The 14,602-nt window shown below is 52.6% G+C and carries 12 protein-coding genes; 2 read left to right on the top strand and 10 right to left on the bottom strand.

Annotated elements, in window-relative coordinates; all coding sequences use genetic code 11:
• Positions 1-14 precede the first annotated feature (14 nt).
• The 9 genes from KQI75_RS06980 to KQI75_RS07020 all read right to left on the bottom strand — a co-directional run bounded on the left by KQI75_RS06980 (position 15) and on the right by KQI75_RS07020 (position 10,665).
• Complete coding sequence (locus tag KQI75_RS06980; protein ID WP_216470264.1) at positions 15-458, bottom strand: ACT domain-containing protein; 444 nt, start codon at positions 456-458, stop codon at positions 15-17.
• Between the two features lie 194 nt (positions 459-652).
• Positions 653-2,434 (bottom strand): S-layer homology domain-containing protein, encoded by a 1,782-nt coding sequence (locus KQI75_RS06985; protein WP_216470026.1) that lies wholly within the window; start codon positions 2,432-2,434, stop codon positions 653-655.
• 154 nt (positions 2,435-2,588) lie between these two features.
• The gene (argF, locus tag KQI75_RS06990; RefSeq protein WP_216470027.1) at positions 2,589-3,524 is read right to left on the bottom strand and encodes an ornithine carbamoyltransferase; all 936 of its coding nucleotides are present in this window, start codon (positions 3,522-3,524) and stop codon (positions 2,589-2,591) included.
• Positions 3,525-3,541: 17 nt separating this feature from the next.
• Positions 3,542-4,726 (bottom strand): aspartate aminotransferase family protein, encoded by a 1,185-nt coding sequence (locus KQI75_RS06995; RefSeq protein ID WP_216470028.1) that lies wholly within the window; start codon positions 4,724-4,726, stop codon positions 3,542-3,544.
• Positions 4,727-4,747: 21 nt separating this feature from the next.
• A complete protein-coding gene (gene argB / locus KQI75_RS07000; protein WP_246566484.1) occupies positions 4,748-5,626 on the bottom strand; it encodes an acetylglutamate kinase in 879 nt (292 codons plus the stop codon).
• Between the two features lie 20 nt (positions 5,627-5,646).
• Positions 5,647-6,873, bottom strand: coding sequence for a bifunctional ornithine acetyltransferase/N-acetylglutamate synthase (argJ, locus tag KQI75_RS07005; protein ID WP_216470029.1), 1,227 nt, complete (start codon positions 6,871-6,873; stop codon positions 5,647-5,649).
• Between the two features lie 43 nt (positions 6,874-6,916).
• A complete protein-coding gene (gene argC / locus KQI75_RS07010; protein WP_216470030.1) occupies positions 6,917-7,855 on the bottom strand; it encodes an N-acetyl-gamma-glutamyl-phosphate reductase in 939 nt (312 codons plus the stop codon).
• An 18-nt stretch (positions 7,856-7,873) separates the two neighbouring features.
• Positions 7,874-9,292 carry an argininosuccinate lyase gene (gene argH, locus KQI75_RS07015; RefSeq protein ID WP_216470031.1) on the bottom strand — a complete coding sequence of 473 codons (1,419 nt, stop codon included), beginning with the start codon at positions 9,290-9,292 and terminating at the stop codon, positions 7,874-7,876.
• 131 nt (positions 9,293-9,423) lie between these two features.
• Positions 9,424-10,665 (bottom strand): argininosuccinate synthase, encoded by a 1,242-nt coding sequence (locus KQI75_RS07020; RefSeq protein WP_281416194.1) that lies wholly within the window; start codon positions 10,663-10,665, stop codon positions 9,424-9,426.
• 426 nt (positions 10,666-11,091) lie between these two features.
• Here KQI75_RS07020 and KQI75_RS07025 point away from each other — a divergent pair, with 426 nt between their 5' ends.
• On the top strand, positions 11,092-11,631 hold the full coding sequence (locus tag KQI75_RS07025) for a hypothetical protein (RefSeq protein ID WP_216470032.1): 540 nt from the start codon (positions 11,092-11,094) through the stop codon (positions 11,629-11,631).
• Between the two features lie 356 nt (positions 11,632-11,987).
• Positions 11,988-13,337, top strand: a complete 1,350-nt coding sequence (locus KQI75_RS07030) for an ArsA-related P-loop ATPase (RefSeq protein ID WP_216470033.1) — start codon at positions 11,988-11,990, stop codon at positions 13,335-13,337.
• 65 nt (positions 13,338-13,402) lie between these two features.
• Here KQI75_RS07030 and KQI75_RS07035 read toward each other — a convergent pair whose 3' ends face one another.
• Positions 13,403-14,404, bottom strand: coding sequence for an asparaginase (locus KQI75_RS07035; protein ID WP_216470034.1), 1,002 nt, complete (start codon positions 14,402-14,404; stop codon positions 13,403-13,405).
• Positions 14,405-14,602: the final 198 nt, after the last annotated feature.

Consider the following 14,602-nt stretch of genomic DNA (forward strand, 5'->3'; position numbering starts at 1 on the left):
TTCCTCCTTATTTGTCATTCCTTCGCCAGAATCTCCATACGAGATACACCGGCAATGGCAAGAATCTCAGACATCATCTGCTCCACCGGCCGGTTCATTTCGCCGGTGCGCGCCGCTACGGTCACAGCCGCCTGCCCGTTGACAGGAATTGACTGGTTAATGGTCAGAATATTTGCACCGGCGCGGGCAAATACAGACAAAATCACGGACAGAACGCCCGCCTCGTCCGTGACCATCAAATTAAACGTGATGATGCTGTGTGTTGCCGCCTCAAACAGCGGTTTGATTCCATCTTTATATTTGTAATATGCGCTTCGGCTAAGCCCCACCTGCTGCGTTGCTTCGCCAATGGTTCGGCATATGCCGCTTTGCAGATTTCGATTGACCTGCGCCACCTTCAGGAATACCTCCGGCAGCAGGGACGAGTCTACAATATAATATTTCGGCTGCTGTTCCAATTGTCTCTCGGCTCCTTTCAGAAGGCGTATTTGTGTCTTTCTGTGAAAAACATTTGTTTTTGCAGCATTGCTATCATACCATAAAAACCGACAACCGCGCAACCCTTTTTCGGCAAAATTCTCATATGTCCCGCAATCTCCGCACAAAAGAAGGGAGAACCGGTGTCTTCCGGTTCTCCCTGAGAATGTTTTGGTCACTTTGTAATGTTGGTGATAATGACGGCGCTCTGTGCGCGGGTTGCGTTGCCGCGCGGATCCAGTGTTCCGTTTGCATTGCCGCTGATTACACTGGACGCAACCGCCCAGTTGACAGCCTCCCATGCGTATTCATCAATCTGATTCGTATCGGTGAATCTGCCCTCCAGATCCTGCTGCTCCGCGCTCGGACTTCCCGCACGATGGAACAGAATCACGGCGATATCTTCGCGCTTGATGGGGTCATTCGGTCCGAATTTGCCGCCCGGATATCCGCTGACCAAACCGGTCTCTGCCGCCCAAGTGACGGCTGCTGTATACCACTGGTTCTGCGGCACATCCGAGAACTGTCCCGCATACGTCACTGCCGGTCTGCCCGCGATGTTGTACAGGATCTGTGCGAACTGCGCACGGGTTACCTTGCCATGAATGCCAAAGTTGACACAGGTCATGCCTGCCATATAGCCCTTGTTATAGACATTGTGAATCTGCGAGGTGCCCCAGAAGCCTGCGTATACATCGTAGTACGGCAAAATCTTTTCCTTTGTCACGCCGGTCTTATACTGCGGCAGCGTGTCATTTGCGGAGAATGCAATCAGGCTCGGATACTGCATCCGATCGACAAAGTCCACGTCATCTACGACATGACCGTCCATGTTGTTTACCGTTGTGCAGAAATACTCCGTGCGGTCGCTGCCGGTATCATTCCATGTGACGTCTATGCCGGTCCAATACAGGCCATACTTGACATTGTTCCACATGTGATTGCCGGATTCACTGACAATCACGGTTGCATTGATGCCGAGCTTGCTGCACAGCAGCTGCAAGGCACGGGAATAGCCCTCGCACACCGGACCTACCGTCTTGCCGGAGCTGCTCAAAATCGCACCCGCCGAAGACCACGGCGCACCGGATACGTTCTTCTGGTATTCTTCCATGCTTCCATTTACTGCGTCATAATTGTACGAATTATTGTCACACAGCCAAGTATTCAAAAAATCCAGCTGCTCATAGGCGGTCTCATATCGCGCTGCCTGCTTGGTGATTTCGTTCACCTTGCTGTCCAGCGCCTGCTTCATAGCCGCACGCTCTTCATAGGTCTCAAATCCCTTGCGGAATCCCGGCGAAACATAGACCGTAATCTGGTTTTCTCGCTCTCCCAGAGAATAACCCATATACATAAAACCGTTGGAGTAGAACATCTCCGGACAATCACAGTCGATGCTGCGATATACGAGCCAGCCTATATCCATCGCGAAATTGTACAGCATCTGATGATAGTCATCCTGACTGACGCCGAGCTGCGAACGCTCCGGAACGGAAAACGTAACGCCCAGCTTTCGTTCGCCGGTGTCGTCATCGCGGAAGATGGCACTGTTGGTGCCCTTCTGCAAATCCGCCTTGATATTGTCATACATTTTTTTCATCGCAGAGCCGACATAAATGGACTTTTTGCCAAAATTATAATAGTAATTCGGCAGCTGCTCGCCATAGCTGCTAAAATTATCCGTCGTCATTTCCGCCGCATTTTTGCTCACTGAGCCATCGTTCTGTGCATAGTTTTTGCTGCACGCAATGGTCGTAAAAGTTGCATTCTTCAGCTGTGCTTCATGTTCCGCCTGCGAGTACACCTTCGCTTGGTACACCGTGCCGGACACTCCCGCCCGCGTGACGAACCGGTTGGCATCCGGTCTGACCTCGGTTTGCACCGCAAACGCCGATGGAATGCTTGCGCACAACAGGGCAAATGCCAGCAGATACGCCGTAATTCTCTTTTTCATATGATCCCTTCCTTCCATGTTTTGTGGATAGCCCTATTGTACCATATGACCGAATCAATGTCTATCTTTCCGGCTCATTTGCACATTCTTTCACAAAAAATCAATATACAAAAAAGAGAGCGCACAAGCGCCCTCTTTTTGTATTCGTCAGCAATCAAATATGAAAATCCGATTTTTCGCTCATCAGCATGACCATAACAGCCTTCTGCGCGTGCAGTCTGTTCTCGGATTCTTCGAAAATCTCATCTGCATGCTCTTCCAGCACTTCATCCGTGATTTCTTCCCCGCGATGTGCCGGCAGACAGTGCTGTACCATGACACCTTCCTTGCAGCAGGACAGCAGGTCGTGATCCACCGTGAAGCCTGCAAACGCTGCGCGGCGCTTTTCTGCTTCGGCTTCCTGTCCCATGCCAATCCATGCATCCGTAAACAAGACATCTGCGTTGTCTGCTGCCTGATGAATGTCATGGCTCAGTTCAAACGATGCGCCTTGCTTTTTCATCTCCTCTGCAAATGCCAGCACCTTGGCGTCCGGCTCATAGCCCTCCGGCGTTGCCACCGACACCTTCATGCCAACCTTCAGACAGCCGACAATCAGAGAATTGCACATGTTGAAGCCGTCACCGACAAAGCCCATCTTCAAACCTTCCAGCTGCGCAAAATGCTCGCGCACGGTCATGAGGTCGGCGAGCACCTGACACGGATGTGCAAAATTCGTCAGGCCATTGATGACCGGAATGCTGCCGCAGTCCGCCAAGGTTTCCGCCTCTGCCTGATCGTAGGTGCGGATGACAATGCCGTCCAGATACCGAGACAGCACGCGCGCGGTGTCCTTGACCAGCTCGCCGCGGCCGATCTGCAAGTCGTGGTTGGTCAGAAACAGCGCCTGACCGCCCAGCTGATACATGCCGGTTTCAAACGAAACACGTGTGCGCGTCGAGAACTTCTGGAAAATCATGCCGAGGCTCTTGCCTTCCAGATGGCGATGCGGGATGTTGTGCTTCTTTTCATACTTCAGCTGATCTGCCAAGTCCAGAATATTGATAATCTCATCCTTGGAGCAGTCGAGCAGCTTTAACAAATGATTCATGGTTCGCGCCTCCTTGCTCACTTGCAGAATACAGACTGCATCACAGCGAGTGCCTCATCCATTTCCTCATACGAAATGGTGAGCGGCGGCAGCAGACGGATAACATTGGTGCCTGCGGTCAGAACCAGCACGCCCTTGTCCATGATCTCAGCGACCAATGCAGCGCGCTCTTCTGCATCGACAACGATGCCGACCATCAGGCCGAGGCCGCGCACGCCCTTTACCTTGTCAGAGCCCATAGCCAGAATCTTGTCTTCCAGATACTTGCCCTTTTCCTGTACCGCCTGCAGGAATTCCGGCTTGGTCACTTCGGACAGCACAGCATTGGCGGATGCACAGCACATCGGCGTGCCGCCAAACGTTGTCGCATGGGTGCCGGGGCCGAGAACCTCATCACAGGTGGTGTTTGCCATGACAGCGCCAATCGGCACACCGCCGCCGAGTCCCTTTGCCATCGAGACAACATCCGGCTTGATGCCGTACTGCTGGAAGCAGAACAGCGAACCGGTACGGCCGATGCCGGTCTGTACTTCGTCGATGAGCAGCAACAGGTCATGCTCCTTACAGAACGCAGCAACCTCCTGTACAAAGCTCTTATCCAGCGGCATAACGCCGCCTTCTCCCTGAATCAGCTCCATCATGACAGCGCAAGTATGTTCGTTGACATTGGCACGGATGGAGTCCATGTTGTTTGCCTCAGCGTATGCAAAGCCCTCGGTAAACGGGAAGAAATACTGATGGAACTTGTCCTGACCGGTCGCCTTGAGCGTTGTGACGGTGCGGCCATGGAAGGAATTGCGCAGGGTGACAATCTCTGCACGTCCCTCGCCGTACTTGTCATACGAATACTTTCTTGCGAGCTTGATCATGCCCTCGTTTGCCTCCGCGCCGGAGTTTGCGAAGAACACCTTGCCCATGCCGGTCTGTTCAACCAGCGTCTTGGCTACCTGTACCATCGGAGCTGTCGTAAACAGGTTGGACACATGCATAATCTTGTGTGCCTGCTCCGTGATGGCATTCACAATCTTCTCGTTGTCATATCCCAGACAGCAAACGCCGATGCCGCTGGTCAGATCAATGTAGCGCTTGCCCTCTACATCCCACAGCTGTGCGCCCTTGCCGTGATCCAGTGCAATGGAAAAACGACCGTAGGTATGCATCACATACTGATTTTCCTGATCTTTCAGTTCCTGATATGTCATAATCTTCGATTTCCCTTCCTCTTAATAGAACATCGTACCGACACCCGCATCGCTGAACAGCTCGATCAGAATCGAGTGCTCCACGCGGCCGTCCTGAATGTTCGCCTGACGCACGCCCTCGCGGACAGCTTCCACACAGCAGTCCACCTTTGGAATCATGCCGCCTGCAATGACGCCGTCCTTGATGAGCTTCGGCACGGCGGATACCTTAATTTCCGGAATCAACGTATTTTCATCGTTGCGGTCACGCAGCAGACCGCGCACATCGGTGAGCAAAATCAGCTTTTCCGCCTGCAGCGCCACTGCCAGCTTGGAAGCGGCGAGGTCTGCATTGATGTTGTAGCTGGTGTCATCGTCCACGCCCATGGCAGCCGTGGACACAACCGGAATATATCCATCCTCCAGCATATCATTGACGAGTTTCGGATTTACCTTGACAATATCGCCGACATAGCCGTAATCCGTGCCGTCCTCGTCTTTTTTGCGAACCGCCTGCAGTAGACCGTCATCCATGCCGCTCAGACCGACACCGGAACCGCCCGCCTTATTGAGCAGGGATACCAATTCCTTGTTGACCTTGCCGCACAGAACCATCTGCACGATGTCCATGGTCTCACGGTCGGTATAGCGCAGACCCTTGACGAATTCGGATTTCTTGCCGATTTTCTTGAGCATACCGCTGATTTCCGGTCCGCCGCCGTGCACAACAACGATGCGCACGCCGACCAGACTCAGCAGAACGATGTCATGAATCACGGCGTCCTTGAGGTCTTCGTTAATCATGGCATTGCCGCCGTATTTTACAACAACGGTCTTGCCATAGTATTTCTGAATGTGCGGCAGCGCCTCAATCAGCATCTGCGCACGGTATTTCTCCATATTTTCGAAATTTTCCAGCATTGTCTTTCGTTTTCCTCCGATTACGTGCGATAGTCGCCGTTGATGCGAACGTAATCATAGGTCAGGTCACAGCCGTAGGCGGTTGCTTCCTCGTCGCCCTCCTGAATATCTACATCAATGGAAACTTCCTTTTCGAGCAGAATCTTCTTGGCGATGTCCTCATCAAAGTCTACTGCTTCGCCGTTTTCACAAACGGTGATGGAACCCGCTGCGCTGGAGAAACCAATGTTGACGAATTCCGGACGGAACGGTGCCTTGGAATAGCCCATCGCACACAGTACACGACCCCAGTTTGCATCTGCGCCGTACATCGCCGCCTTGACCAGACTGGATGCAATGACAGCCTTTGCCAGACGCTCTGCGTACTCCTCGGCGCGGGAATGCTTGACCGTGCAGGAAATCAGGCGGGAAGCACCCTCGCCGTCTGCTGCCATCTTCTTTGCCAGCGTCAGTGCCACTTCGTACAGTGCATCGTAAAAGGCATGATACTCCTCGCTCTTCCAGTCGAGCAGCTCGTTGCCTGCCATGCCATTTGCCATGACAATGCAGGTGTCATTGGTAGAGGTATCGCCGTCCACAGAAATGCGGTTAAAGGTCTTGGAAACGACCTCGCGCAGCGCGGAGCGCAGCAGAGACGGGTCAATCGCACAGTCTGTCGTGATGAAGCACAGCATGGTACCCATGTTCGGATGAATCATACCAGAGCCCTTGGCAATACCGCCGATACGGCAGGTCTTGCCGCCGCAGGTAAACTCAACTGCTGCCGTCTTCTCCACGGTATCCGTGGTCATGATGGCGTTGTTTGCCGCCTGCGATGCTTCAGCAGAAGCCTCCAGCTTAGAAGCGACTTCGTCCATATGTGCTTCGATGGTCTCGACATTCAGTCTCTGACCGATGACGCCGGTGGAGCCAACGAGTACCTTGTCCTCATCCACACCGGCAGCCTTTGCGGCAGCTGCTGCCATGCGCTTGGCGTTTTCCATGCCTTCCGGTGCACACGCATTGGCGTTGCCGGAGTTTGCGACAATCGCCTGAGCCAGACCATTTTCCAGATGCTCCATGCAGACATAGATCGGTGCAGCCTTTACACGGTTGCTGGTAAAGGTCGCTGCCGTTGCTGCAACGGTATCGCTGACGATGAGCGCCAGATCGTTTTTATCTGCCGGACTGTTTGCCTTGACGCCGCAGTGCACGCCTGCTGCGCGGAAGCCTTTTGCGGCGCAAACGCCGCCTTCAATCTTTTTCATGATGATTCCTCTTTATATATCAATCGCGGTGGTTATATTCGTATCAAATGGTAAGACCAGTGGTCTCTTCAAAGCCCAGCATCAGGTTCATGTTCTGAACCGCAGCGCCGGATGCGCCCTTGCCCAGATTATCAAACAGTGCCGTGACAATGGTCTGTTCTTCATGACCGCACACAATGAGCTGCAGGCTGTCGTGTCCCGCCATGCCGCTGGAATAAATAACCGGTTCTTCGCCGCCAAACGGTGCGGTGCGCACGAGCTTCTGTCCCTCATAGTACTTGGTCAGTGCCGCATGAATGTCCTGCGCAGTCGGCTGACCCGGCAGACGGCTGTTGTGCAGCATAATGGTCGATGCCATGCCCTTATAGTAATCGCCCAGAATCGGGACAAACACTGGCTTTTCCTGCAGACCGCATACGTGCACCATCTCCGGCAGATGCTTGTGTTTGAGCGTCGTGCCGTAAATGCGGTGTGAATCGTGACGCGGATCTCTGTTCGGGTCCTCATACTCGGCAATCAGCTTCTTGCCGCCGCCGGAATAGCCGGTCAGGGACGAGCAGGTGAGCGGATAATCCGCCGGAACAATGCCCAGCTTGACGAGCGGATACACGGAGGAAATAAATCCCGATGCATGGCAGCCCGGATTGGCAACGCGCTTGGACTGCATAATCGCTGCGCGATGCGCCTCGGACAGTTCAGCAAAGCCGTAATCCCATGCCGGATCGGTTCTGTGTGCCGTTGATGCATCAATAAAACGCGTCTTATCGTTTTCACACAGGGCAACTGCCTCGCGTGCCGCCGCGTCCGGCAGACACAGGAATACAATATCCGCCGCATTGATAAATTTCTTGCGCTCTGCGGTATCCTTGCGCTTGTCCTCATCAATGAGAATCAAATCAATGTCATCACGGGAACCCAATCTCTCAAAAATTTGCAGACCGGTCGTTCCTTCTTTTCCATCTATATATACTACAGGTTTCATGGTCATCTCTCCCAACAATTACGTGCGCAGCTCTGCGCGCATGTCTTCCAGCTGTTCCTCTGCGTCCTTCAGGAACGACTCCACCTTCTTGATCTGGCGTGTCACTTCCTTCGGAGCCGGACCGCCGATAACCGAACGTCCCTCTACACAGGTCTTGAGATCCAGTGCCTCATATACATCGGCATCGAAATAGTTCGAGATAGACTTGAAGTCCTTGAGCGTCATGGTTTCCAGCGTCTCATCTGCATGAATGCAGGTATTGACCAGACGTCCGACAATCATATACGCATCGCGGAACGGAACACCCTTCTTGGTCAGGTAATCCGCACAGTCGGTTGCATTGATAAAGCCCTGACTTGCCGCCTTGCGCATATTCTTCTTGCGCAGGGTCATGGTGCGGAACATCGGCGCAAACACCTGCAAGCACTGCTTGACGGTATCAATCGCGTCAAATACGCACTCCTTATCCTCCTGCATGTCCTTGTTGTATGCAAGCGGCAGCGCCTTCATGGTCGTGAGCAGCGTCATCAAATCGCCGTATACACGGCCGGTCTTGCCGCGAATCAGCTCGCAGACGTCCGGATTCTTCTTCTGCGGCATAATGGAGGAGCCGGTGGAATATGCATCGTCCAGCTCGGCAAACCGCCACTCCCAAGAACACCAAGAGATAACTTCTTCGGACAGACGGGACAGATGCATCATCATCAGAGACAGGCAGCTCATCAGCTCAATGCAGTAGTCACGATCGGATACGCCGTCCAGAGAGTTTTCCGTCACGCGGGCAAAGCCCAGCTTGTCACAGACAAACTGACGGTCAATCGGGTACGTTGTGGAAGCCAGCGCACCGGAGCCGAGCGGCAGCTCGTCCATACGCTCATAGCAGTCTTCCAGACGGGAAATATCGCGGCGCAGCATCTGCGCGTATGCCATCATGTAATGGCCAAATGTGGTCGGCTGTGCGCGCTGCAAGTGGGTGTAGCCCGGCATAACGGTGTCGAGGTTTTCCTTTGCCTTGGCAACCAGTTCCTTCTCAAACGCGATTGCCAGCTCCATAATCTCGCAGATTTCCTTCTTTACATACATACGCATGTCGAGGGCGACCTGGTCATTTCTAGAACGCGCGGTGTGCAGGCGCTTGCCTGTATCGCCGATGCGCTGAGTCAGAGCGACCTCGACATTCATATGAATATCTTCATATTCCGGATTGAATACATCCAGCTCTCCGGCTTCTACTTCCTTCAGGATCTCCTTGAGGCCTGCTACGATCTTTTCTGCTTCGTGCTCCTCAATGATGCCCTGCTTGCCCAGCATGGTGGCGTGTGCGATAGAACCGGTAATATCCTCCCGATACAGACGACCGTCGAACTGAATGGAGGAATTGAAATCATTTACTACGTCATTGGTTTCCTTCTGGAAACGTCCAGCCCAAAGTTTCATGGGATTTTCTCCTTTGTTCCGGCGCAATCGCCGGTATTTTCGTGTTCTTTTGCTAAAACTGCTAAAACGCACAATGGGCGGGCAATCACGCCCGCCCGATTGCGAAAATCGTGCTCGATGTTATCTTGCTTTTACTCTACGCTCGGGAACGCAACGTCTGCCTGCTGTTCCTTCAGCGCACGAACCTTGAGCGGCAGGCCGAACAGATTGATGAATCCTTCGGAATCTGCCTGGTTGTACATGTCATCCTCAGCGAAGGTTGCCATTGCCTCGGAATGCAGGGTGTACGGAGAGGTTACGGATGCCGGAATGATGTTGCCCTTGTACAGCTTCAGCTTGACATCGCCGGTAACCGTCTTCTGGGTCTCGTCAACAAATGCGCTCAGCGCCTTGCGCAGCGGGGTGTACCACTGACCGTTGTAAACCAGCTCGCCGAACTTCTGTGCGATCAGCGCCTTGTAATGTGTGGTTTCCTTGTCCAGCGTGATTTCTTCCAGCTTCTTGTGTGCTGCGTACATGATTGCACCGCCCGGTGTCTCGTATACGCCGCGGCTCTTCATGCCTACCAGACGGTTCTCTACCAAATCCAGCAGACCGATGCCGTTTGCGCCGCCCAGCTCATTCAGCTTCTTGAGCAGTGCAACGGATTCCATCTCCTCGCCGTCAACAGCGGTCGGAACGCCCTGCTCGAAATGAATGGTAACGTAAGTCGGCTTGTCCGGTGCCTGCTCCGGAGAAACGCCCATCTCGAGAATCTCGTCATACTTCGGCTCGTTTGCCGGATCCTCCAGATCCAGACCCTCATGGGACAGATGCCAAATGTTCTTGTCCTTGGAGTAGTTGGTCTCGCGGTTAATCTTCAGCGGAATGTTGTGTGCTTCTGCGTAATCAATTTCCTTGTCGCGGCTGTCCAGCTCCCAGAAACGCCACGGAGCCAGAACCTGCATCTCCGGTGCGAAAGCCTTGATAGCCAGCTCGAAACGAACCTGATCGTTGCCCTTACCGGTGCAGCCATGTACGATGGTGTCTGCGCCTTCCTTCTTAGCGATCTCAACAAGACGGCGAGCGATGATCGGACGAGCGAAGGAAGTACCCAGCAGGTAGCCCTCATAGTCTGCGTCGGCCTTCATGGTCGGGATAATGTAATCATCAACGAATTCCTTGGTCAGATCCATGACGTACAGCTTGGAAGCGCCGGTCTTGAGTGCCTTCTCTTCCAGACCGTCCAGCTCGGTTCCCTGTCCTACGTCGCCGGAAACAGCGACTACTTCGCAGCCGTAGTTTTCCTTCAGCCACGGAATCAGAACGGAAGTATCCAGTCCGCCGGAATATGCCAGAACTGCCTTTTTAATCTTCATATCTTTCGTTGCCATCGTATATAAGCCTCCATAAGAAGGGCGGTTTGTTTCGTATCTGACGCAAAACCAATGTTTTGCTGTGCGAATCGCCCCTGTTTTTGTCATGACCATATTATAATCCTGTCGTACGCAGAATGCAAGGAAAACTTTTAAATATTTTCTAAAATGTATATTTATACAGTTTGTCTATTACTTTTCCGCCGGTTTTTTCCTCTTTTTCCGCATTTTCCCGTTCTCTCACGGAAAGCTGACAGAAAAAATCGAAAATCTTTGCACTTTTTGCGCGATTTATCTTGCAAATTTTCAATTTTTATTCTATGATAGGCATGATACGTGAAGTGATAATTTATAAGTACAAAAGTGAGTAGATTGTGGATGTTTCCGTATATTTGCTACATTATCGGAAACATTTCGCGTTCTGCCAACGAAAGGAGCTTGTCAATGAAACGATGCAACCGCCTGCTGTGTCTTACGCTTTCCGTCAGTCTGCTTCTCGGCCTGCTTACCGGCTGCGGCAAAAAGAACGCAGATGACAACGGCACGCCCGCGACGACACAGGCACTCACCGCACAAGATACAGACACCATGCACTTGAACATGCTGTTTTCGCTGATTAGCACGCCGGACAGCGGCGTAACCGAGCTGCTGGGCGACGGCAGTTCCCAGAAATATAACGCGGACGGCGAACTGACTGCACGCGAATTTGACGACGGCATTGTATACGGCTGCAAGGTGACATTCACTGTGTATTATAATACATACGGCGATGTGACTTCGATTTGCATTCTGTTCCCGAAATCGGATGACATGACGGAAGATCAGCTGCGCGATACCGTCACCGAGTTGGTCGGCAGAAATCCGGACGGAGACGAATGGAAAGCAGACACTGCAACCGTCACACTGTCCGACACAGAGGACGGGCTGACGCTTCAGCTGGAGCAGTTTGAAGCGGATACCGCCGACAGCGGCACACAGCACTGACCCAAACCGGCAGTCTCACAGAGGCTGTCGGTTTTCTTTGCTTTTTTGCGCATATTTTGAAGGTTTTTGTTCTTTTTTCGCCGTGCACGTGCACAAAATGTATAAATTTTACACATTATTCATAACTCTTTTATGCGTTTCGTTGACCCGCGAGGGATGAATGTGTTACACTGGTACTATGATAAAGGATAGGTATTTACGCGGCAGATTTGCCGCGGCGCTTCGCTGACACGCTCTGTTTTCCATGCACGCAGTCTCTATCAACGATGGTTCATGGCGACGGATGGCTGTCAGCTCTTTTTACTTTTCCTGCGCCGCAGGGGGAGGGCATGACCACCAAAGGGAGGGGTGGGATTATGTATCATTTTAATCCGCAGGAAGATATTCAGACGAAATATATTGTCTTTGCCGGTCCGGGCGGTTCCGGAAAGACCTCTGCAGCTTGTGCGGCGGCGGTCTCTCTGGCAGACCATGGACACCGCACCTTGTTCATCGGAACCGATGCCATCAGCCATTTGTCCGAGCTGTTTGATATGCAGCTGACGACACCGACCACCACGGTTCCTCAAATCCCCAAGCTGGACATCATGGCGATTGATCCGCTGCAGGATTTTGAGCATGTATTTTTACAGCTGGAGCAGTTTCTGATGAATCCGAAAAATCGGTTCCGATATTCGTATGTCATTGCGGATATCTGGGACACGGAATGGATGCTGCAGGAGCTGCGTTCTCCGCTGTTTTCCGATCATCACGAATTGATGGATGTGCTGACCAATCCGAGTCAGACCAGCGCATTTCTCGTCTCGCGCCCGCTGACAACGGAATTTTGCAAGACCGCACAGGCGGTGCAGCGCCTGCGTTCCATTGGCATCACCAATTTGCTGCTGCTCGTCAACAGTCTTGCGCTGCGGGATGACGGCGCAGCAGCCCGCATCATTTACCAATTACAGCAAAAGGCGATCGCAGCGATGCCTGCGATTCTGTACGAGCTGCCCGCACGGCAAATTCCCATGCGTTCGTATTCCATCTCCAATACATCCAGTGTTCGTTCCTCTCTGCGAGAGGACTACTTCACATCATCTCCGGAGAGGATAGACGCCAGCGAACCGCGTCAATTGCAGGACATCGTGCATTCCATCCAAACAAACAATCGAAAGCTCGTCATTATTCTCGGCAGCAGCGGCTCCGGCAAATCGACGCTCGCAAGAAATCTTGCGCGCAGGCTCTCGCATCAAAACAAACGCGTACACTTGTATTCCAGCAGCAACATGCCGCTCAAGTACCTGCTGTCAGACAATCTCGTCGCGTTTCACGAGCTTTTGGAGCAGCCAAACACCGTGGTTATTTTGGATTATTCCGCCAAAGAGTATGCGCTGGGCGGCATGCGCCGCGACGGAAAGAAAATCACCACGGCACAGCATTTGCTGCCGCAGATACAGCTTATGCTCAGCGATGTGACCGAAATCATCATGGTCACAACACCGGAAAAGGAACCCGCCACGCAGGCAATGCGGATGCAGAATTTCTTACAGCATCTCGGCATCTGCATCGACTACTGGGTTGTCAATCAATCCATTTATCCAATGAAGCCGGACAGCTCTCTGCTCAAGGCGAAAGCCAGCTTTGAAATCCCTTGGATTAACGAAATTTGCCGCCGCAGCAACGGGCATTTTGTTCTGGTTCCTTGGGAGGATCATGCAGGCTGATACTATCCTGCAATAAAACAAAAAGCCAGAATCGGGACATCCGATTCTGGCTTTTCTTATCTCTATTATGCGTGTCTCTTTTCTGTAAACTCGCCAACGTAGCAGGTTTCCATCATCTTCTTGACTTCATCCAGCTTTTTCGTGTGGCCAAGCACCCACATCAGCTTGACAGCCGCCGCTTCAATGCTCATATCATATACCGACATCGCACCCTCACGGGCAGCCTGTACATTGACATCATAGACACCCAGATCTACATTGCCGTACTTACACTGGGTTGCAACGAGAACGGCAACACCAAACTGCTTTGCACGCTTCAGGCACGGCAGCAGATTGCGGTTCTGATTCGGAATGCCGCCGCAGCCAAATGCTTCGAGAATGATGCCGTAATATCCCATGCCCAGCATGGATTCCAGCTGCTTCGGCTCAATGCCCGGCAGCAGCTTGAGCTGTACAACCTTAGGCTCCAGCCGTGTATCCAGCACCGGCTCACCGACCGGCGTTGGAACGCTCTGATTGAGGAACACTTCGCCGTCCTGTACATAGCCGGCGTCACCCGCATTGATGCTGTGGAACGCATCCAGCGCGCGCGTATACATCTTCTGTGCGCGAATGCCTCGGATGATGCGTCCGCCAAATACAACGTATACGCCCGGAATGCCGGAAACCGCCGCGTGTACAGCGTCCAGCAGGTTCTTCTTGCCATCCGTGTCCGGATCAACCATGGCGATTTGTGCGCCCGTGAAAATGACCGGCTTTTGCAGATTCTGTACCATCAGGCTCACCGCGCAAGCAGAATATGCCATCGTGTCGGTGCCATGGGTGATAATCACACCGTCGTAGGCTTCCTGTGCGTCATATACTTCCTCAGCGATGGTAATCCAGTCTTCCGGCTGTACATTGGTTCCATCCAGCTGCATGATGTCCTTACATTCCAGCTCGCAGTATTCGCGCAGCTCCGGCACCATAGAAACCAGCTGTTCTCCGGTATATACCGGCACCAGACCTGTGTCCGTATGCTCGCCGGCGATGTCTCCGCCCGTGGTCAGCATCAGAATCTTTTTCATATTCCAAGTCTCCTTTATATTTTGCAAATGACTGGCAGCTATGCTCCGGTCTTTTCTGTTTCTGCTTTTTATGATACCACAAAAAGCGCGTATCTGTAAAGAAACAGAAACAAATCATTCAGACGAAGTCTCGGCTCAGCAGAAGGGAAAGGCTGAGTAAAGAGTACTTCGTCTGAATGATTTGTTCGGGAGCATCAG

Origin of the sequence: Butyricicoccus intestinisimiae (genome assembly GCF_018918345.1) — a bacterium.
Lineage (GTDB): Bacteria > Bacillota > Clostridia > Oscillospirales > Butyricicoccaceae > Butyricicoccus_A > Butyricicoccus_A intestinisimiae.

What these genes read in the sequence shown, in the direction of transcription:
- KQI75_RS07025 (WP_216470032.1), top strand. Translation starts at nt 11,092, where the DNA reads ATGAAACGATGCAACCGCCTGCTGTGTCTTACGCTTTCCGTCAGTCTG.
- KQI75_RS06985 (WP_216470026.1), bottom strand. Translation starts at nt 2,434, where the DNA reads ATGAAAAAGAGAATTACGGCGTATCTGCTGGCATTTGCCCTGTTGTGC.
- argB (WP_246566484.1), bottom strand. Translation starts at nt 5,626, where the DNA reads ATGCTGGAAAATTTCGAAAATATGGAGAAATACCGTGCGCAGATGCTG.
- KQI75_RS06995 (WP_216470028.1), bottom strand. Translation starts at nt 4,726, where the DNA reads ATGACATATCAGGAACTGAAAGATCAGGAAAATCAGTATGTGATGCAT.
- argF (WP_216470027.1), bottom strand. Translation starts at nt 3,524, where the DNA reads ATGAATCATTTGTTAAAGCTGCTCGACTGCTCCAAGGATGAGATTATC.
- argH (WP_216470031.1), bottom strand. Translation starts at nt 9,292, where the DNA reads ATGAAACTTTGGGCTGGACGTTTCCAGAAGGAAACCAATGACGTAGTA.
- argC (WP_216470030.1), bottom strand. Translation starts at nt 7,855, where the DNA reads ATGAAACCTGTAGTATATATAGATGGAAAAGAAGGAACGACCGGTCTG.
- argJ (WP_216470029.1), bottom strand. Translation starts at nt 6,873, where the DNA reads ATGAAAAAGATTGAAGGCGGCGTTTGCGCCGCAAAAGGCTTCCGCGCA.
- KQI75_RS07020 (WP_281416194.1), bottom strand. Translation starts at nt 10,665, where the DNA reads ATGGCAACGAAAGATATGAAGATTAAAAAGGCAGTTCTGGCATATTCC.
- KQI75_RS07035 (WP_216470034.1), bottom strand. Translation starts at nt 14,404, where the DNA reads ATGAAAAAGATTCTGATGCTGACCACGGGCGGAGACATCGCCGGCGAG.
- KQI75_RS07030 (WP_216470033.1), top strand. Translation starts at nt 11,988, where the DNA reads ATGTATCATTTTAATCCGCAGGAAGATATTCAGACGAAATATATTGTC.